General features: G+C 65.6%; 13 protein-coding genes. 8 read left to right on the top strand and 5 right to left on the bottom strand.

Going from position 1 to position 20,517, the window contains the following annotated elements:
* Positions 1–591 precede the first annotated feature (591 nt).
* Positions 592–1,476, top strand: a complete 885-nt coding sequence (locus tag ACT01B_RS09410; protein ID WP_445147088.1) for an alpha/beta hydrolase family protein — start codon at positions 592–594, stop codon at positions 1,474–1,476.
* A gap of 78 nt (positions 1,477–1,554) precedes the next feature.
* On the opposite strand, the gene ACT01B_RS09405 is transcribed toward ACT01B_RS09410, so the two are convergent.
* The 5 genes from ACT01B_RS09405 to ACT01B_RS09385 all read right to left on the bottom strand — a co-directional run bounded on the left by ACT01B_RS09405 (position 1,555) and on the right by ACT01B_RS09385 (position 9,645).
* Positions 1,555–4,077, bottom strand: a complete 2,523-nt coding sequence (locus ACT01B_RS09405; protein WP_445147087.1) for a TonB-dependent receptor — start codon at positions 4,075–4,077, stop codon at positions 1,555–1,557.
* Positions 4,078–4,122: 45 nt separating this feature from the next.
* Entirely contained in the window at positions 4,123–6,144 is a 2,022-nt protein-coding gene (locus ACT01B_RS09400; RefSeq protein ID WP_445147086.1) for a tetratricopeptide repeat-containing sulfotransferase family protein, read from the bottom strand.
* Positions 6,145–6,237: 93 nt separating this feature from the next.
* Positions 6,238–7,635, bottom strand: coding sequence for a M20/M25/M40 family metallo-hydrolase (locus ACT01B_RS09395; RefSeq protein ID WP_445147085.1), 1,398 nt, complete (start codon positions 7,633–7,635; stop codon positions 6,238–6,240).
* The gene (gene pcaF / locus ACT01B_RS09390; protein WP_445147084.1) at positions 7,632–8,834 is read right to left on the bottom strand and encodes a 3-oxoadipyl-CoA thiolase; all 1,203 of its coding nucleotides are present in this window, start codon (positions 8,832–8,834) and stop codon (positions 7,632–7,634) included. The genes ACT01B_RS09395 and pcaF overlap by 4 nt, the downstream gene beginning before the upstream one ends.
* Positions 8,827–9,645 (bottom strand): IclR family transcriptional regulator domain-containing protein, encoded by an 819-nt coding sequence (locus tag ACT01B_RS09385; protein ID WP_445147083.1) that lies wholly within the window; start codon positions 9,643–9,645, stop codon positions 8,827–8,829. The genes pcaF and ACT01B_RS09385 overlap by 8 nt, the downstream gene beginning before the upstream one ends.
* 105 nt (positions 9,646–9,750) lie before the next feature.
* Between ACT01B_RS09385 and ACT01B_RS09380 the strand changes: the two genes are divergently transcribed.
* The 7 genes from ACT01B_RS09380 (at position 9,751) to ACT01B_RS09350 (ending at position 20,345) form a co-directional block, all read left to right on the top strand.
* The gene (locus tag ACT01B_RS09380) at positions 9,751–11,070 is read left to right on the top strand and encodes an aminotransferase family protein (protein ID WP_445147082.1); all 1,320 of its coding nucleotides are present in this window, start codon (positions 9,751–9,753) and stop codon (positions 11,068–11,070) included.
* A 10-nt stretch (positions 11,071–11,080) separates the two neighbouring features.
* Complete coding sequence (locus tag ACT01B_RS09375) at positions 11,081–12,664, top strand: aldehyde dehydrogenase family protein (RefSeq protein WP_445147081.1); 1,584 nt, start codon at positions 11,081–11,083, stop codon at positions 12,662–12,664.
* 102 nt (positions 12,665–12,766) lie between these two features.
* The gene (locus ACT01B_RS09370; protein ID WP_445147080.1) at positions 12,767–13,612 is read left to right on the top strand and encodes a CoA transferase subunit A; all 846 of its coding nucleotides are present in this window, start codon (positions 12,767–12,769) and stop codon (positions 13,610–13,612) included.
* The gene (locus ACT01B_RS09365; protein WP_445147079.1) at positions 13,609–14,412 is read left to right on the top strand and encodes a CoA-transferase subunit beta; all 804 of its coding nucleotides are present in this window, start codon (positions 13,609–13,611) and stop codon (positions 14,410–14,412) included. Before ACT01B_RS09370 ends, ACT01B_RS09365 begins: the two co-directional genes overlap by 4 nt.
* Entirely contained in the window at positions 14,409–15,758 is a 1,350-nt protein-coding gene (locus ACT01B_RS09360) for an acetyl ornithine aminotransferase family protein (RefSeq protein ID WP_445147078.1), read from the top strand. Before ACT01B_RS09365 ends, ACT01B_RS09360 begins: the two co-directional genes overlap by 4 nt.
* A 4-nt stretch (positions 15,759–15,762) precedes the next feature.
* The gene (locus tag ACT01B_RS09355; RefSeq protein WP_445147077.1) at positions 15,763–18,312 is read left to right on the top strand and encodes a CehA/McbA family metallohydrolase; all 2,550 of its coding nucleotides are present in this window, start codon (positions 15,763–15,765) and stop codon (positions 18,310–18,312) included.
* Positions 18,309–20,345, top strand: a complete 2,037-nt coding sequence (locus ACT01B_RS09350) for a prolyl oligopeptidase family serine peptidase (RefSeq protein WP_445147076.1) — start codon at positions 18,309–18,311, stop codon at positions 20,343–20,345. Before ACT01B_RS09355 ends, ACT01B_RS09350 begins: the two co-directional genes overlap by 4 nt.
* Positions 20,346–20,517 lie beyond the last annotated feature (172 nt).

The following is a 20,517-nucleotide window of genomic DNA, read 5'->3' as shown; positions in this document are numbered from 1 at the left end:
TCGCAGCGACCTGAACCAACCCCTGGCCGCATGAACTTGCGACGCTCACAAAGCGTGACTCGTCGGGAATACGTCGGGCAAAACATGCGCCATGAGACGGGAAGCTGGCGTGAATATGTAGGCCGTTTGACGGAGGGTGAATGACGGCAGTGGCGCGCCGTTAATACGCCATTTCTGAACTATCCGCTTGTGCCCTACCGTGGTTCCGCGGGCTCTGGGCTGCGGCGTGCAAAGCCATGCGTGAGGGAGCATGAAGCTCACTGCTTTTCCCATGAGCACCGCGCCGCCCTTTACCACCCTGCTGGATCACGAGGGGCGCGACGCATCCGGTAACGATCGACCACGCCCTTCGGCACGTTCGCTCAGCACCGGTGAGGCGGTAAACATGTCCTCGGTGACGTGCTCGTTCAACGGCCAGTATCGGGCCCTGTGCTTTGACCATTGGCCTGCACATCGCGAAAAGCGTCGCGGATGCATCGGTGCGACGAAGCAATCATTAGCTGTTAACCGGTTCGTTCACGACATGCCGAGAAGCAAATGCAGATGTGTCGCTCCAAGTTAGTGAGTCATTTGATCTTACTGGCGCTCTGCGTGCTTTCGATTCGCGCGGCAATCGCGTCCCAGCATGTGCCCGGCGACCCGGAACTGCGATGCTTTGGCGATACGCCTGAGGCCAGGACGGCGATAACGGAACTGGCGGGCGTTCCGGCCATGGTCCGTTTTCCCGTGAGGATAAGCAGGCCCCCGATCGTGCTATGGCACGGCTTTGGTCCGCCGGATAGCGAAGAGGCGCTGATGGCGGCGCTTCCGTTGGACGACGTGCCGGCGATCAAGATTTACCTGGGGCTTCCGCTGTTCGGAAGGCGGGCTCCTGCGGCAGGCAAGACCGAGTTGGTGCGCCGGCAGAAGGAGGACGTAGGTCTGCTTGTCTTCAAACCGATTGTGGTGGGAGCCGTCGACGAGTTGCCTGCCGTGGTCCGGGAGCTTGAGCAGCGTGGCTGCATGAAGGCGGGCGACAAGATCGGGCTGTTTGGATTTTCCGCTGGTGGAGCGGCGGCATTGATGTCACTTGCAGAGCGCGTCGTGCCGGTCAGTTCCGCGGTGGTGCTCAATCCATCCGCGGGACTGAGTGCCTCCGTTGCAGCGTTTGAGCATGCAACGGGGCAGCGTTACGCGTGGAGCCCGGAGAGTCGCGCACTGGCTGCTCGTTCCGATGTCGCTGGTCGCGCTGCGGATATCGCCGCCGGCGCGCCACCGCCAGCGCTGCTCGTGCTTCAGGGGAGCGCGGACGTGGTCATCGCAAATGACGACCTGCGCAAGCTCGGTGATGCGCTGAGGCCTCGCTACGCGCAGGACAAGGCGTCGGAGCGCTTCAAGGACAGCGTTGTGGAAGGCCTACCCCATCAATGGGTCAATCAGCCCGGGCAGGCCGAGGTACGCCGACAGGTCGCCGCCTGGTTCAATCGCTACCCGTAGCCAGCGCGCCGCCCGCCCCTTAAAGAAAGAGCCCCGACTCGCATCGGGGCTCTCGTACCTTCTCACTACCGCTCTAGCCTAGAACTCCTGCGAAAACCGAAGCCCGAACGTCCGCGGCTGCGTCATCACGGTATAGACCTGTCCGTTGGGATACGCCGGCACCACGTTGTGGGCCGCACACACCGCTTCCGCGCATTCGGCAAAGCGGTAGAGCTGCCCACGCTTGTCAAACACGTTGGTGACATAGAAATCCAGCGACATGCCGTGCTTCTTGATGCCCGTCGAGAAGTCCACGGTGGTGTAAGCCGGCATGGGACCCAGCAGCCCCCGTTCGTACGCGCGCAGATCGGATTGTCGCTCGCCGACATGCACCACGGCCGCCTGCACATAGGCGTCCTTGCCGCCGATGTCCCACGTATAGCGTGCGGTGAGGTTGCCCTTGAACTTTGGCGTTACCGGCAACTGGGTGCCCGAGGGCGCCTGGGGGCCGGTGACCGTGTTGCCGGTCAGTGGATTGACCGTACCTGCCGGACAATAAGTGATCGGGTGGCCATTGGTATCGGTGAATCCGCAGTAGTTCTCCGTGAGCTTGGCGTTGTACAGAGCGAAGCCTGCACCGAGTTGCAGGTTATAGGTCGCAGCCCAATTCAAATCCGATTCCAGGCCGTCGATCTGGGCCTGGCCAGCGTTCTTGATTTCAGTGAGGCCGTTGGCGCCAAGAATGCTGAACTGGAAGTCCTTCCACTTTTCGCGAAACACCGCCCCGTTCCACGACAGCCGGTTGTCAAACCAGGTGGTCTTCCAGCCAAGCTCGTAGTTGGTGAGCCAGTCCGACTGGTAAGGCGGCAGGCTGCCACGGCGATTGATGCCACCGGGACGGAAACCTTCGGACCACGTGCCATAGATCATCTTGCTGGGCGTGATCTGCCAGGTCAGGTTGGCCTTGCCGAGCGAGCCGTTCTCCTTGGTCTGTTTGGCGAAGTCCTGGCACGGCGCGCCACGGTATGGCGTGGGCGAAAGGCAGCCCGCCTCGCCGTAACTGGAGCCGGGTGCATAGCCTGCACTGAAGCCGTAGAAGCCGCCCAGGCTGTTGTTGGTGTGGAAATAACGCCCACCCACCGTGCCGGTGAGGGTTTCCGGGATGAAGTCGTACGACACTTCGCCGAAGATCGCTTCGTCCTGGTCGATACGCCGCTGCTCGGTCAGCCACAGCGTGTTGGGCCACCCGGTCACGGAAAGGCTGTCGGCGAAGCCGTTGATCATGTAACGCTGTTCGATGTCGTGCACCTGCTTTTGCCAGAACAGGCCGCCGACCACACGCAGACGATCGTCCTTCGGCGAGGCGATGCGCAGCTCGTGGCTGTTCATCGTGTAGCGGTCCTTGCCAATGATGTACTGCGACGGATTAATCGTGTTGCCGGCATTGTCGACGATGTACGCGCCGTAGCCGGCCAGGGTGTCGTACCAGAACGAGTAGTCGCTGTAGTCGCTATGCTCTTCCTGATTGCGCTTGAGATGCGCGTACGCATAGGTCAGGTCGAAGTTGCCGATCTTGCCCTCGACTGTCAACGCCGCCTGGATCCAGCGATCGTCGGAGTGCTCCGGGTAGAAATGCGTGATCGCCAGGCTGCCGACCTGCGGGTCGGAAGCGACGTTGCCGTTGGCGACCGTCTGCTGGCCCATGATGGTGGGACTGATGGTCCAGTCATCGGTAATGCCGAATTTCAGCGCCATGCGACCGCCGCTGATATCGACATCGTTGTAGTTCTTCTTGGCGGCGCCGGTGCACACCAGGGTCGGGGTCTGCGTGCAACCATGTGCATTGCTGACCGTGATGCCGGAGGTCGGGAACGTACGTTGACCAACGTTATTGTCGATGTAGCCAGCGTCGTGCTCGTGCCAGCCAACCAGGCGAATCGCCGAACTGGTGGACATGGGGATGTTGACCATACCCTCGGCGGTATAGCCGACGCCGCCGTGATCCACTGAATCGACGCCAGCACTGTAGCTGGCAGCGAAACCGCTGGGATCGGGCTTGTTGGTGATGATGCGCAACGCACCCGCTTCCGCGCTGGCGCCATACAGCGTGCCTTGCGGCCCGGCCAGCGCCTCCACGCGGGAGATATCGTACATATGGATATCGAGCGGCCCCTGGATCGTGGTGACCGGCTGCTCGTCCAGATACACGCCCACGCTCGGCTGTGAACCGGAGTGGTTGCCGTCGCCGCCACTGGCCACGCCTCGCATGTAGATCAGCGCGAAGCCCGGGCCAAAGGTCTGGTAGGAAACGCTCGGCAGGTACTTTACGTAGTCGTCGAAACTCTTGACGTGAAGTTCCTCCAGCCGGTCCTGCCCCAGCACAACCATGCTGATGGGGACCTTCTGCAGGTTTTCCTCACGCTTCTGTGCCGTCACCGTCACGGCGTTGAGCGTCTTGGCGGCTGTCGCCGTGGTCGGCGCCGCAGCCGGCCCCTGGCTTTGGCCAGCGTCCTGCGCGATCACCGGTGAAGCAACCGCGATACAGATCGCCGCGGCAAGCGGCAATCGTACCAATCTCACCGGCTGCCTGTTTATTGGTCGTCTGAGCCTGCCCCTATGCATCGACTTCCTCCCCTTATGTTGATGATGGCGACCCTTCGGCGCCTCTTACGTCTTCATTTCCGGCGGATCGGGATATCGCCCGAGCACCGGCCCCAGTGCTTGTTCCAACGGCGCCAACCACGCCGCGTAATGCCGCCAGTGATCCACACCCTCGCGGTAAATCGGTCTGCGTACCTGTTCGGAACTCGCCGTGCGCACCGGCCGGGCGTTCTCGAAGAAACGGAGACACGATGGCTCGAACGGCAGACCGCAATAGTCGAGAAGACGCCGAACCTCTCCCTCGGTGTCCTCGACCATGTGCTCGTAGATGACGCGGTGGATGCGCCCAGGCATCACCTCGTCAAAATGACTCATCAGGCCGACGTAGTCGCGGTAGTAGCGCCCCAGGTCTTCCTGGCTGTAGCTGAAACTCTGGCCCCTGGCGAAGTGCTGCTTGAAAGCGGAAAAGCAGCACGCCAAGGGATGCCGACGTGCATCGATAATCTTCGCGTTCGGCAGGATCAGGTGAATCAGTCCCAGATGCATGAAGTTGTTCGGCATCTTGTCGATGAAGAACGGAGCCGTGGTCTTGCGCTGGATGCTGGTGTGGGCGAGGTAGCGCTTGCCCAGCTCGCACAGCGCGTCTCCATCGAGAGTCGCCAGCGCTTCGTGATAAGGCATGGCGCTGGTGGCTTCCCCCTGTGCGCGCAACGTGCGCGTGATCGAAGTGATCTCCGGCAGCTCCATGGTGCCTTCGACCTGGCTGTGGCTGGACAGGATCTGCTCGATCAGGGTGGAACCTGCGCGCGGCAGGCCGACGATGAAGATCGGATCGGCGGCCTGGCAACCCATCTCGGCGCGCTCGGCGAAGAACTCGCGCGTATAGCGTTCGCGAATATGGCGCACGCGCGCGCTGGTCTCGTCGGCGCTGTAGTGCAATTGCGCGCGGCGGATCGCATTGCCCTGCGCGTAATGCCGGAATGAAGATGCGTACTCGCCCTCATCTTCCAGCGCCTTGCCGATGGCGAACTCCAGATGCAGGCGATCGGCCTCGTCCAGCTCGGTGCGCGCCAGTTGCGCGCGCATGGTCGCCAGATCATCGGTGCTGAAGCGGAAGGTCTTGAGGTTGGCCAGACTCCACCAAACCTCGCCGAAGGACGGTTCCAGTGCCAGGCTGCGCCGATAGGCGGCAATCGCACGGTCGCCGGAACCCGCCGTCTTCAGCGCGTGGCCGTAGCTCATCCACACCTTCGGATTGCCTGGATACTGCTCGAGCAGGTCGGCGTAGATGCCGATCGCGGGCTCGTAGTCGCCGATCCGGCACAGCACCGCCGCCTTGAGGTTGCGGTGGCCCGGGTGACCCGGCGCTACCGCGAGCAAGCGCTCGAGTTCGGCCAAGGCCAGCTCAGGCTGGTTGCAACGGTGCAATAGCAGCGCGTAGTTCTGGCGCGCGGCATCGAAGCCGGGCGCCAGCTCCAGGCATCGTGCAAGCAGGCTCAGGGCCTCCTCGTTGCGCCCCGTGCGTGCGGCAACTTCGGCGAACATGCGCATCGCGGCGACGTCGGTCGGCGCCTGGCGCAAGTGCTCGCCCAGTAGTGTCTCCGCTTGCGGGATGCGGTTCTCGACCAGCGCGGTGGCGGCGGCAAGCAGGCCCGGGTCGCGGGTGGAATGGCGAACATGCTCGGCATACGCGGCATCGGCAGCGTCGTGCTCGCCCGCGGCCATCAGGTGATCGCCAAGCTCGCGCCACGCTTGCGGCAGGTCGGGTTTCAATGCCACGGCCCGGCGCAGCGCGTTGATCGCCGCGTGTCCCTGGCCGCTACGGCCTAGCGCAACACCCAGGTCGAGATGGACCAGCGCCCACGTCGGCTGCGCCCGCGCCAGCGGCACCAGAAGGTCGAGCGCGCCCGGCAGGTCGTCCTGCGCCGCCCGCGCCACCGCCATCACGCGCACGGCCACCGGGTGGCCCGCAACGATCTTTAAGATTTCCGCGGCCTGCTCACCGGCCAGCACGGGATCTCGCGCAAGCAGTCGCTCCGCATGGGCCAGCGCCTGCTCCAGCGTACCGGTGGCATGTTCGGTCATCATTCGTATGCCCCACACCGCTCGGCACATTGATCCGAACAGCAGGCGGGGCGCTTGGTTTGGGACACGGTGCGGTGCATAGGACGATGCAGCTCCTTACAGGTCTTTGAGCAAGCGGTAGTTGAATTCCAGCGACTGGTAGTAGGCATCGACCAGGATGCGTTCGTCCTGCCCATGCGAACGGTCGTCGTCGACGTCATAGGGAAGGCCGTTGAACACATACGACGGCATGCCGGCCGCGCGCAGGAACACGCTGTCGGATGCGCCGGCGGCCATATACGGCGCCACCAGGATCGACCCCCACATGCTCTTGGCTGTGCTGGCGACCTGCGCGAACAGCGCCTTGTCCACCGGGCTTGGCGGACTCGGTTTGGGCGGGGCGACCCGTGCGATCTCGACCACCGGGTCGGCCACGGCGCGCTTCAGCGCGACATTCACCTGGTCGAGGTCTTCGTCCGGCAACAGGCGGCAGTTGATGGTGGCGCGCGCCATCTGCGGCAACGCGTTCTCGGCATGCCCGCCTTGCAGCAGGGTCGGCACGCACGTGCTGCGCAGCTGGGAGTTGTTGTACGCGGAGCTTGCCGCGAGTCGTGCAAGCGCAGCAGGATCAGACGGCTCATGCGCCACGGCGCGCATGTCGCCGGCGGTCTGGCCGCTGTAAAACGTTGCCAGTCCGCCGTAATAGCCGCGCGTCGCCGCGTTGGAGCGCAACGGGAACTGCAACGACGACAGCCGATCCAGCGCCTTGGCGAGCCGATAAATGGCGTTGTCGGCGGTCGGCAGGGAGCTGTGGCCGCCGGCGTTGTGTACGGTGAGCGTGTAGCTCAGGAAGACCTTTTCCGCGGTTTCCACCGACAGCACAGCGGGCCTGCCGGCACGGGTCTCCGGTCCACCGCCGTCGACATTGATCGAATACGCCGAGCGGATCAGTTCGGGGCGATGCGCGAGCAGCCACTCCACTCCGTTGGAAACACCATCCTCCTCGCCGGCGGTAAGCGCGAGTATGTAGTCGCCCTTGGGCTTGATGCCTTCGCGATGTAGACGCAATAGCGCACTGACCAGCCCTGCCCCGCCGCCCTTGATGTCCATGGTGCCGCGACCGTAGAAGTAGCCATCGCGTTCGGTCAGGGTGAAGGGGTCGACGTGCCAGTCCTCGCGCCGCGCCTCGACCACGTCCAGATGCGCCAGCAGCAGCACCGGCTCGCGTTCGCCGCGGCCATGCAGCCGCACTACCAGGTTGCGCCGTTTCGGGTCGTCACCGACCACCTGCACATCGGTCGGGGCGAAGCCCGCGGCGAGAAACCGCTGCGCCAGCTTTTCCGCCGCCACGGTGGTGCTGCCGTGTTCCGAGGTCGAGTCGATGGCGATCAATTCGCTCAACAGCTCGCGACCGAGCGCGTTCTGGCTGGTGGCCACGTCCTGCGCTGCGTGAGCCGCCAGTGGTAGCAACGCCGCCAGGGCGGTGACGAGACGTAGATTCAGCACGCGTTTCATGCTCGCTCCAGGGCCAGGGCCAAGCCCTGCCCGACGCCGACACAAAGACTGACCAGCGCGCGCTGCTGCCCGTGCCGGCGCAGCGCATAGGCCGCGGTCATCGCCAGGCGTGCACCGCTGGCACCGAGCGGATGGCCGAGCGCGATCGCGCCACCGTTGGCGTTGAGATGTTCGGCATCGTCCGGCAAACCAAGCGTGCGCGAGCAGGCCAGTACCTGCGCGGCAAACGCTTCGTTGATCTCGATGCGATCGAAGTCGTGCAGACCCAGGCCGGTACGTGCGAACAACTTGCGCATCGCTGAAATCGGTCCGATACCCATCACACGCGGTGCGACACCGGCCGAGGCCATGCCAACGATGCGCGCCAGCGGCTGCAGACCGTACTTGCGTAGCGCCGCTTCCGATGCCAGCAGCACGGCGCCCGCGCCGTCGTTGAGACCGGAGGCATTGCCTGCGGTGATGCTGGTGTTCGTGCCAAGCAGGGGCGTGAGCGCGGCGAGCTGGGCGGCCGTGGTGTCCGGGCGCAGATGCTCGTCCGCCTGGACGGCCACCGTCTGTTTGCCTCGCGGCGCATCAACGGCAGTGATCTCTTCGGCGAGCCAACCCTGCTGCTGCGCATGCGCGGCCCGCTGTTGGCTGCGCAGCGCATACGCATCCTGGTCGGCGCGGTCGATCGCATGTTCGCGCGCGAGGTTCTCCGCCGTCTGGGCCATCGAATCGATGCCGTAGGTGTCCTGCATGCGCGAATTCACCAGGCGCCAGCCCAAGGTCGTGTCTTCGAGTTTCTGCTCGCGCGTGTAAGCGCCCGCCGCCTTGGCCATCACATAGGGCGCGCGCGACATGCTCTCGACACCACCGGCGATCACCAGATCCGCCTCGCCGCAGGCGATCGAGCGCGCCGCCTGGCCAATCGCTTCCAGCCCCGAGGCGCACAGCCGGTTGACGGTGACCGCGGGCACGCTGTCCGGCAGGCCCGACAGCAGCCCCGCCATGCGTGCCACGTTGCGGTTGTCCTCGCCCGCCTGGTTCGCGCAGCCGAGGATCACCTCGTCCAGCGCCGCCCAGTCAAGCCTTGGGTGGCGCTTCATCAGCGCGGCGATCGGCAGTGCCGCCAGGTCGTCGGCGCGCACGCTGGCCAACGCTCCGGCGTGGCGGCCAAACGGCGTGCGGGTCGCGTCGACGAGGTAGGCGCTAGTCATAGACCCCTTGCATGGCCATGTGCGGTTGCCAGCCACCACGTTGGATGGTGTGTTCGATCGAACGTTGCGCATCCTGCAGCGCCGGGAGGATCAGTTTCGCCGCGCGCGCCGGGGCGTCATCGCTGTAGGGCATGCCGACGTTCAGTGCCGCGACGATGCGACCGTCACCCGCGCGGATCGGCACGGCAATCGAAAACAGCCCGATTTCGAGCTCGCGTGACACCAGCGCATAGCCTTGTTCACGAACGTGCCTGATCTCAGCCTTGAGTGCTGTCGCCGTGCGCAGCGTGAATGCCGTAAGGGGCCGGAACTTCTGGCCGCGCAGCCAGCCGGCCAGCTCGGCCTCGGGAAGGCCGGACAGTATCGCGCGCCCCATCGACGTGGCGAACGCCGGCAGGCGCGCGCCAATGCCAAGCGCCACGCTCATCACGCGGCGCACCGGCACGCGCAACACATACACGATGTCGCTGCCGTCCAGCACGGCCATCGAACAGGACTCGCCGACACGCTCAGAGAGCAAGGCCATGCTCTGCTGCGCCAGCTCGGTCAGGTCCAACGAACTGAGGTAGCTGTAGCCAAGCTCGAGCACGCGCGGCGTGAGATAGAAGCTGCGACCTTGGCTGCCGACATAGCCCAGGTGCTGAAACGTCAACAGCAGGCGACGCGTCACCGCACGCGACAGACCGGTGCGTTCGGCGACCTGGGTCAGGTTGGGATTGGCCAGTCCGCGATCAAAGGCACGCAGTACCTGAAGCCCGCGCGCCAGCGACTGTACGTAGTCCGCACTGTCTTCGAAAGAGTTCGATGCCATACGCCACGAAGGTCCATTGACAGATCGAGCCTAGAAGGATTCCAATGAGTTCGCAATACGAATTAGTGTTCGGTAATCGAACAAGGTCGATCCGGGGGGAGAGGCTTGGCATACGAAGGCGATAGCGTCCTGCACAGCTGGTGCGTGCAGTCTCAATGGCGAGCGCCGACGGTAGTCGGCGGCAGCGGCGCATACCTCGAGCTGGCCGACGGCCGTCGTATCCTGGACATGAGCAGCCTGGCCGAATGCAGTAACCTCGGCCACCAGCATCCCGCCGTGGTCGAGGCAATCCGCCGCCAGGCCGAGCAGTTGTGCTTCGTCACCTCGGCCTGGGGCGCCGAGCCACGCACTGCGCTGGCCGAAGCCCTGCTGCAGAAGGCCGGCTTCGAAGGCGGCCGGGTGTTCTTCACCCTGGCCGGGGCAGACGCGAACGAGAACGCGGTGAAGTTTGCGCGCCAGGCCAGCGGCAAGCCGCATGGCCACATCATTACGCGCGAGCGCTCCTACCACGGCGCGAGCTACGCCTGCATGGCCTTCTCGGGCGATGTGCGTACGCGCGACCAGGTCGATCCAGAAGCGCTCGGCGTGCTCCATGTACCGCCGCCGTATGCTTATCGCGGCGCCTTCGGCAGCCATGACCCAGCGACCTGCGGCGAGCGTGCCGTGGTGGCGATAGCCGAAACGATCGAGCGCCTCGGCGCGGACAGCATCGCCGCCGTACTCATGGAGCCCAACGCCGGCACCAATGGCATCGTGGCGCCGGACAACTATTGGCCGAACCTGCGCCAGGCCACCCGCTCGCGCGGGGTCTACCTGATCGCCGACGAAGTGATGAGCGGCTTCGGCCGCTGCGGCGAATGGTTTGCCTGGCAACGCTACGGCGATATCGGCAAGCCGGATTTGATGACCTTGGCGAAAGGCCTCACCGGCGCCCATCTGCCGCTCGGTGCGGTGGTGCTTTCGGCCGACATCGCGGCGCGGCTGCAGCACGACATGCTTTATACCGGGCTCACCTATTGCGGACACCCCTTGTCCTGCGCCGCCGGACTCGCGGCGCTACGCGCCTACGAGAACGAAGACCTGATCACCCGCTCGCGCACCTTGGGCGCGCGCATGTTCGCCGAGTTGCAGACCATGCAGTCCCGCCACCCTGTCATCGGCGATGTGCGTGGAGGCCATGGCCTGTTCGCCGTCATCGAGCTGGTCGCCGACCGCGTCACCCGCGAGCCGCTGGCAGCGTGGCCGACGATGCCCGCCGCGCTCAACGCGCTGGTCGAAGCGGCAATGGACGAGGGCGTTTCGTTCGCATGTCGCGGCAACCTGATCCTGCTGGCGCCGCCACTGGTCGTCGACGAGCATGCGCTGGCCGATGCGCTGGCCCTGCTCGATCGCCTGCTGGCGCGCTTCTTTCCCGCACCGTGCTGAGGACTCCTCCATGAGTTTTCGTCTTACCTACGCCACCATGCACAACCCGCCGGAGGCGATGCACGAGCGCTTCGAGGCCGCCATGGCCCGCGTCGAGGCTGGCCTGGGCGGCCGCCATCCCTTGTTCGTCAATGGCGCCGACTGCTATGCCGCGGAGTACGCCGATCGCCGCGCGCCGTTCGACAGCGAGCTTCGGCTTGGCGAGTTCGCCCTGGCGTGTCCGGCCGACGCCGACGAAGCCATGGCCGCGGCGCAAGCGGCTTTTCCGGCCTGGCGCGCGACGCCAGTGGCCGAGCGTGCGCGGCTGGTGCGACGTGTCGGCGACCTGATGGAACAGCGGGTCTACGACATCGCCGCCGCGCTCACGCTGGAAGTCGGCAAGAACCGCATGGAGGCGCTGGGCGAAGCGCAGGAGACGGTCGATTTCTTCCACCATTACGCCAACGATTTCGAAAGCCACGCCGGCTACGCCAACCCGCTCCCGGACGACCCCATCGATGGCATCGCTTCGCATAATGCCAGCGTGATGCGGCCCTACGGCGTGTGGGTGGTGATCGCACCGTTCAACTTCCCGCTCGCACTGGCCGGCGGCCCGACCGCCGCCGCCCTGGTCACCGGCAATACGGTGGTACTCAAGGGCGCCAGCGACACCCCGTGGGCCGGTCGCCTGCTGGCCGATTGCATTCGCGACGCGGGCCTGCCGGCCGGCGTGTTCAATTATCTGTCCGGCTCGGGGCGCGAGATTGGCGAAGCCCTGGTGCGGCATCCGCACACCGCGGGCATCACCTTTACCGGCTCGGTGCCGGTGGGCCGGCAACTCATGCAGCACATGGTGGGTGGTACCTTTCCACGCCCGTGCATCGCCGAGATGGGCGGCAAGAACCCCTGCATCGTCACCGCCAAGGCTGACCTCGACCGCGCGGCCGCTGGCATTGCACGCTCCGCCTACGGCATGACCGGACAGAAGTGTTCGGCGCTCTCGCGCGTATACGTGCATGAGAGCATCGCTGATGCGCTGATCGAGCGCCTGCAAGCACAAATCGCCGCCATCCGCATTGGCGATCCGCGCCGGCGCGAGCATTGGCTGGGGCCGGTCGTCAACGCATCCGCCTACGCCAACTACTTGCGCTACGCCGCTGACCTGCGCGCTGCGGGTGCGCGCCTGCTCAGCGGCGGCGCCCGCCTTGGCGTGGCCAGCGGTGGCGACCCGGCGTTCGCGCGCGGCTACTACGTCGAGCCGCTGTTGGCGGAGGCTCCGCTTGCGCATCCGCTATGGCAGCAGGAGATGTTCCTGCCGATTCTGATGCTGCATCGCTATGACGATCGCGACGAGGCGATGCGGCTGGCGAACGATACGTCGATGGGCCTCACCGCAGGCTTCTTCGGTGGCGAGGATGAAGTGGCCTGGTTCCACGACCACATCGAGGCCGGCGTTACCTATGCCAATCGCCCGCAGGGCGCCACCACGGGTGCATGGCCTGGCTACCAGCCGTTCGGCGGCTGGAAGGGTTCGGGCTCCACCGGCAAGGCGATCGCCTCGTTCTATTACCTCGCGCAATACCTGCGCGAGCAGTCGCGCACGGTCGTGGAGTGAATGCTGCTTGCGTGTAGTGACCGACCTTTCCTCGCTCACCCTCGTCCTGCGCGCATGCCGAGGGCGGCGCGGGCCACGTGCAGACCATCAAGAGGCTCGCGCATGTTCTTCTCCCTAGCCGATGCGATTCACGACTACATCCCCAACGGCGCCAGCGTGGCCCTGGAAGGCTTCACGCATCTGATCCCGTTTGCCGCCGGCCACGAAATCATTCGCCAGCGCAAACGCCAGCTTCATTTGATACGCATGACGCCAGACCTGGTCTACGACCAGATGATCGGCATGGGCTGCGCACGCAAGCTCACCTTCTCCTGGGGCGGCAATCCCGGCGTCGGCTCGCTGCATCGCCTGCGCGATGCGGTGGAACACCAGTGGCCGAACCGGCTCGAACTGGACGAGCACAGCCACGCGGGCATGGCCGCCGCGTTCTGCGCGGGTGCGGCGCGGCTGCCCTTTGGCACGCTGCGCGGGTATGCCGGTACTGACCTGCCAGCATGCAACCCGAATATCCGCAGCATCACCTGCCCCTTCACCGGCGAGTCACTGGCCGCCGTAGCGGCGATCAATCCCGACGTCACCATCCTGCACGCGCAGCGCGCCGACCGCGAGGGCAATGTCGCCATCGAAGGCATACTCGGTGCGGCCCGTGAAGCGGCGCTGGCGGCACATACGCTGATCGTGACCGTCGAGGAGATCGTTGACGAGCTTCCGCCGGCCATGAATGCCATCGTGTTGCCGCACTGGATCGTCACGGCGGTGGTGCATTGCCCGGGCGGCGCGTATCCGTCCTATGCGCAGGGGCATTACACCCGCGACAACGCCTTCTATCAACACTGGGACTCGGTCGCGCGCGAACGCGACGACTTCCTCGCCTGGATGGATCGGCATGTGGTTCGTAGCCATGATCACCAGGCGTTTCTCGCCGGCCTGAAACAGGCCGATGCATGAGCGCATGTTCGCGCCATGAATGGATGACGGTCGCCGCCGCGCGCCTGCTGCCCAACAAGAGCGTGTGCTTTGTCGGCATCGGCCTGCCGAGTGCGGCCTGCAACCTGGCCCGCCTCACGCATGCACCGGGCATCGTGCTGATCTATGAATCGGGCACCATCGGCACACGACCGGACGTCTTGCCATTGTCCATCGGCGACGGCGAACTGGCCCAGACGGCAGCCTATGTGGTGCCGCTGCCGGAGGTATTCAGCTACTACCTGCAGGCCGGGCGCGTCGATATTGGTTTTCTCGGTGCCGCGCAGATCGATCGCTACGGCAACCTCAACAGCACCGTGATCGGCCCCTACGAGCAGCCGACGACACGTCTGCCGGGCGCCGGCGGCGCGCCTGAGATTGCCATGCACGCCAGGCAGGTGTTCGTGATGGCCAAGGCAACCAAGCGCAGCTTTGTCGAGCGCCTGGATTTCTGCACCAGCGCGGGCTACCTCGATGGGCACGGCGCGCGCGCACGTAGTCGTGCGCCTGGCGGCGGACCGCGTGCGGTCATCACCGATTTCGGCATGTTGGCGCCGCATCGGGAAACCGACGAGCTGCAACTGGTCGCGCTGTTCGCCGATGCCAGCGTCGAGGAGGCGCGCGCCGCGGTGGGCTGGCCACTCGAGCTGGCCGACGATATCGACACGATCGCCCCGCCCACACCGGACGAGCTCGACACCTTGCGCGCACTGCGCGCCCGCACCCGTGAAACGCACGCACGCCCTGTCCACCTGCCGCTGCAACCCGAAGGACTGCCGTGAACACCACCGCACCCCATTCGAACCACATCCGGACCGCCCTGCCTGGCCCGAATGCTCGCGCCATGCTCGCCCGCGACGCCGAGGTGATCTCTCCTTCGTATCCACGCGACTATCCGTTCGTGATGTCGCACGGCCGTGGCACCGAGGTCTGGGATGTCGACGGCAATCGCTTCCTCGACTTCGCAGCCGGCATCGCCGTGTGCTCGACCGGTCACGCGCATCCGCAGGTGGTCGCGGCGGTCAAGGCGGCAGCCGATCAGTTCCTGCACATCTCCAGTGACTACTGGCATGAAGAGATGACCAGTCTTGGCGAGCGACTCGCGCGCGTGAATCCCATGACCACGCTTGCTGGCGAGCCGGCGATGAGCTTCCTGTGCCAGTCCGGCACCGAAGCGGTGGAAGGTGCGCTGAAGCTGGCACGCTATGTCACGCGGCGGCCGCGCTATCTCGGCTTCCTGGGTGGCTTTCATGGCCGCACCATGGGCTCGCTGTCGTTCACCTCAAGCAAGTACACACAGCAGCTCGGTTTCGCGCCGACCATGCCCGGCGTCACCCACGTGCCGTTTCCGAACCCGTACCGGCCGCTGTTCGCCGGCGCCGACCAGGGCCAGGCCGTGCTCGACTACATCCGCATGCTGTTCGAGCGCAGCGTGCCCGCCGCCGAGGTCGCGGCGATCCTGGTCGAACCGATCCAGGGCGAAGGCGGTTATTTGGTCCCGCCGGACGGTTTCCTGGCCGGGCTGCGCGCACTGTGCGACCAGCACGGCATCCTGCTGATCTTCGACGAAGTGCAGTCGGGCGTAGGTCGCAGCGGCAAGATGTTTGCCTGCGAGCACTGGAACGTCGCCCCCGACATCATGACCTTGGCGAAGGGTCTCGGTTCGGGCCTGCCGATCGGCGCGGTGGTGGCGAAGAAATCGCTGATGTCGCAATGGAAACGCGGCGCACATGGCAACACCTACGGCGGCAACCCGTTGGCCTGCGCCGCGGCCAATGCCACGCTCGACCTCGTCGCCGGTGGATTCGCCGACAACGCCGCCACGGTCGGCGAGCATTTCATCGCGCGCCTGCGGGAGCTGGCGCGCGACTATCCCTGCATCGGCGAAGTACGCGGCAAGGGACTGATGATCGGCATGGAACTGGTCGAGAGCGACGCCGAACGCAGCCCCGCGCGCGCGCTGTGTGACGACGTGGTGACCCGCGCCTTCCACAACGGTCTGCTGCTGCTTTCCTGCGGCACCAGTACGGTACGTTTCATGCCGCCGCTGAACGTGAGCTCGGGCGAGGTGGACGAGGCGATGGTGCTGGTGCGCGCCAGCCTCGACCAGGCACTCGCGGGGCTCTGACGCGATGCTTCGCCGCCACTCGGCCCTTCTGCTCGCCCTGCTGTCATGCATGGGTGCGGCGCATGCCGCACGTGAGCCCGTGCTAAAGCAGGTCGACCTTCCGCACAGCTACTACTGGCGCGAGCTGTACCTGCCGCAGCTCACCACCGGGCCCGGCTCGGTGAGCTTCCTGCCCGACGGCGACACGCTGGTCTACAGCATGGCCGGCTCGCTGTGGCGGCAACCTGTCGATGGCGACACCGCGACCGAGCTGACCCGTGCCGCGCACGCCTATGACGACCAGCCCGATGTGGCGCGTGACGGCCGCAGCGTGGTTTTCACCCGCTACGACGGCAAGGCGATCGAATTGTGGCGACTCGATCTGGCGAGCGGCCGCGAGAAGCCACTAACCACGGCTGGCGCGGTCAACGTCGAGCCGCGCCTGTCGCCCGACGGACGGCAGCTGGCCTGGGTGTCGACGCAAGGTACGGGCCACTTCAACCTGTTTGTCGCCGATATCGACGCGACCGGCTTGCACCATGTGCGCAACCTGCTCGGCGAGCGCAAGAGCACGCTCGACCGTTACTACTATTCGGCGTTCGATCACGCGATCAATCCCTCATGGTCACCCGACGGCAAGACGCTTTATGTCGTCAGCAACCCGGAAATCGCCTGGGGCACCGGCGACCTGTGGGCGGTGCCGGTCGCCGATCCCGCACAGCGCCGGAAGGTCCTCAGCGAGGAGACCAACTGGAATGCGCGCCCGGAGCTCGCACCGGACGGTAAACGGCTGCTCTACGCAAGCTATCGCGGCCGGCAGTGGCAGCAGCTCTGGCTCACCACACCGGGTGGCGCCGCACCCCTGCCGCTGACGTTCGGCGACTTCGATCGCCGAAATGCACGCTGGTCGCCCGATGGCCAACGAATTGCCTACATCGATAACGAATCAGGCAATACCTCGCTGCATGTGATGGACACGCTCGGTGGCGCCACGCACGCCATCGTTGCCACCACGCGGCAGTACAAGACGGCGATGGCACACCTGGTGCTCGACATCGTGGATGAGCGTGGCGAGCGCACGCCGGCGCGTGTCGCCGTGCTGGGCAACGACGCCCGCGCCTATGCGCCCCGCGACGCCTGGATGCATGCCGACGACGGTTTCGACCGCAAGCTGCAAGCCACCGAGACGCATTACTTCCATTGCAGCTCGCCATGCGCGCTCGACGTGCCCGCGGGGCAGGTGCAGCTATGGGTGCAGCACGGCTTCGCCTATGCGCCATGGCGCAAGACCCTGCAAGCGCCGGCGGGGCGCACGACCTCGCTGCGCGCGGCACTGCAGGCACAGCCCCTGCCTGCCGCGTTTGGCGACTGGATCAGCGCCGACCTGCACATCCATATGAACTACGGCGGCCACTACCGCAACACTCCCGTCAACCTCGCCCGGCAAGCGCGCGCAGAGGACCTGGACCTCGCCTATGATCTGGTGGTCAACAAGGAAGAACGCGTCCCCGATGTCGCCTCGTTCCGCACTGATGCCGATCCGGCCAGCACGCCGCGCAGCCTGGTCCAGCACGGCCAGGAATTTCACACCAGCTTCTGGGGACATCTGGGCCTGCTTCATCTGGGCGATCACTTCCTGACCCCGGATTTTTCGGCCTACCGGCACACTGCGTTTGCCAGTCCCTACCCCACCAATGGCGCGATTGCCGATTTGGCCCACGCCCAGGGCGGACTCGTCGGCTACGTCCATCCGTTCGATGCGTTGCCCGACCCGGCGCACGACGCCGTGCTCAGCGACGAGCTGCCTGCCGACGTGATCGAACACAAGGTCGATTACATCGAGGTGATGGGCTTCTCGGACCACCAGGCCACGGCGCAGGTGTGGTATCGACTGCTCAATCTCGGCTTCCACTTGCCCACCGGCGCGGGCACCGACGCCATGGCCAACTACGCCTCGCTGCGTGGCCCGGTGGGACTGAACCGTGTATTCCTGGATACCGGCGGCAAGCGCGATGTTGAAGCGGCCATGGACGCACTGAAAGCCGGCCATGGTTTCGCCAGCAACGGCCCGCTGCTTGGGCTGCTGCTCGACGAGGCGAAGCCCGGCGACACGCTGACAAAGACCGGCCACCACCACTACCGCGTGGCCTTGCGCTCGCCGGTGGAGGTCCAACACCTGGAGCTGGTCCACAACGGCCAGGTCGTGAAGACCTTCACGCTGACCGGCGATCATCGACAGTTCGACACTGCCGGCGACATCGATCTCAATGGCGGCTGGGTGCTGTTGCGCGCCTGGAACGACCACGCCGATCCGCAGGTGCTCGACCTTTATCCCTACGCCACTACCAATCCCGTCTGGCTGGGCGACCATGTGCTGGCGCCGAGCGCACGCGACGACGCGGCCTGGTTCGCCAGCTGGCTGTCACGCACCATCGAGGCCGCCGCCGCACGCGACGACTACAACACGCCCGAGGAGAAGCGCACGACGCTCGACTATCTCAGCCAGGCCCGCGATGCCTATCGCTCCATGGCAGGCAGCGAAGCGTCCACCCGATCCGTGCAAGGCACCCCATGAAGCGATTCTCGACTCTGGCCCCATGCCTGCTGGTGCTGCTGGCCAGCGCCGCATCCGTCCACGCCGACGACTCACACTTTACTGCGGCGGACGTCAACCGCCTCGCCGACGTGGGCGAGCCGGCGCTGTCGCGTGACGGCAACTTCATCGTCTATACGGTCACCACCGCCAACCCCGAGCGTGACCAACCGCAGTCGGACCTGTGGCGCGTGCGCTATGACGGCAGCGCGCGCACCCAACTCACCCGCACGCCCGACAGCAATGAATCGCGGCCGCAGTGGACGGCAGATGGCAAGTTCATCGCCTTCCTGTCCGATCGCAAGGTGGACGGCGACGCCAGGGACGATGACAGCAAGGCGCAGGTGTGGATGATGCCCGCCGATGGCGGCGAGCCGCGCCGGCTCACTGACCTGCCCAGCGGCGTGGAGGATTTCGTGCTCGCACCCGACGGCAAACAGCTCGCGGTGATCGCGTTCGATCCCGAGCGACCCGCTGGCGTGAAGAAGCCAAAGAACCCGCCGCCGATCGTCACCGATCGCTTCCAGTTCAAAGACGATGACAGCGGCTGGCTCGACGGTCGCCATAAGCACTTGTATGTCGTCGACAGCGACAGCGGCAAAGCCACCCTGCTCACCCCCGGCAAGCATGATGAACAACTGCCGGCCTGGTCGCCCGACGGCAAGCTGGTCGCCTATGTCTCCAAGCGCGGGGACGATCCCGATCGTCATTTGAACTACGACATCTACGTGATCGCGCCGCAGGCCGGCGCCACGGAACGCCAACTCACCACGTTCCCCGGTTCCGACCTGGATCCCTATTGGGAAACGCGCCCGGCGTGGAGTCCCGACAGCACGCATATCGCCTACCTGCAAAGCGGCGAGGACCACTGGATCTACTACGCACCCTGGCAGCTGGCGGTGATCGACGTGGCGAGCGGCAAGGCCACCCTGCCGGCGCCGATCGACCGCTGCTTCACCAAGCCGCACTGGTCGCCGGATGGACGCAGCGTGTATGCGCTGGTCGAGCAGGCCGAAGTCACCCACCTGTCGCGCATCGACCTTGCCACGGGCAAGGTCACCGCACTGACCCTCGGCGATCGCTTCGACTCCGACCTGGACGTCTCCAGCAACGGCCGCATCGTGGTGCTTGGCGCGGACGACACACATCCCAATGAGCTGGCGGCGGTGGAGCGCGGTGGTCTGCGCGCACTTAGCGATCACAACAGCTGGCTGGGCGGCAAGCGGCTCGCTGCGGCCGAGACAGTGCATTTCACCGGCGCCGACGGCGCCGCCCTCGATGCCCTGCTGACCAAGCCGATCGACTATGTGCCTGGCCATCGCTATCCCACCATCGTGAGAGTCCACGGCGGTCCGGTGTACCAGTTCAGCCACGACTTCATGCCGGACTGGCAGGTCTACGCCGCCCATGGGTATGCCGTGCTCGCGGTGAACCCACGCGGCAGCTCCGGCCGAGGTTTCGAATTTGCCAAGGCCATTTACGCCGACTGGGGCAACAAGGACGCGCAGGACGTACTGGCCGGCGTCGATCACGCGGTGCAACTCGGCGTTGCCGACGCGGAGCGCCTGGGCGTCGGCGGCTGGAGCTACGGCGCCATCCTCACCGATGAGCTGATCGCGCGCGACACGCGCTTCAAGGCGGCCATCGTCGGCGCGGGCTCCGGCAACATGTATGGCATGTACGGCGACGACGAATATGCGCGCGAGTACGAACTCGAACTCGGCACGCCGTGGGACCACCGCACCGCCTGGGACCGCGCCAGCTACCCATTCCTGCATGCCAACCAGATCAAGACGCCCACGCTGTTCCAGTGCGGCGAGCGCGACTTCAACGTGCCCTGCATCGGCGCCGAGCAGATGTACCAGGCCCTGCGCTCATTGCGCATACCCACCGAATTGGTGGTCTATCCGGGCCAGCATCATGGCCTCACCGTGCCGAGTTACCTGCGCGACCGCATGGAGCGCAACCTGGCCTGGTACGACAGCTTCCTCAAGGACGGAAGCGGCGCGCCATGAAGGATGTAGTGTCAATGCAGTGCGGCGTGACGCTGCGGCCAAGGCGTGCCTTTAATAGGCTCGTCCGGTCGTCCTGCGCACGGCGCGGCAGTCAACACCAGATGCACCACACACAACCTAAGTGCGGGGCGAAGGCGGGGGCATGGCGTCGCCGCCGAGCCGTCCTTCGTGC

The organism is Dyella sp. Tek66A03 (genome assembly GCF_052567735.1).
The sequence above is the reverse complement of the archived record's forward strand: the minus strand, read 5'-3'. Positions and strand labels throughout refer to the sequence as shown.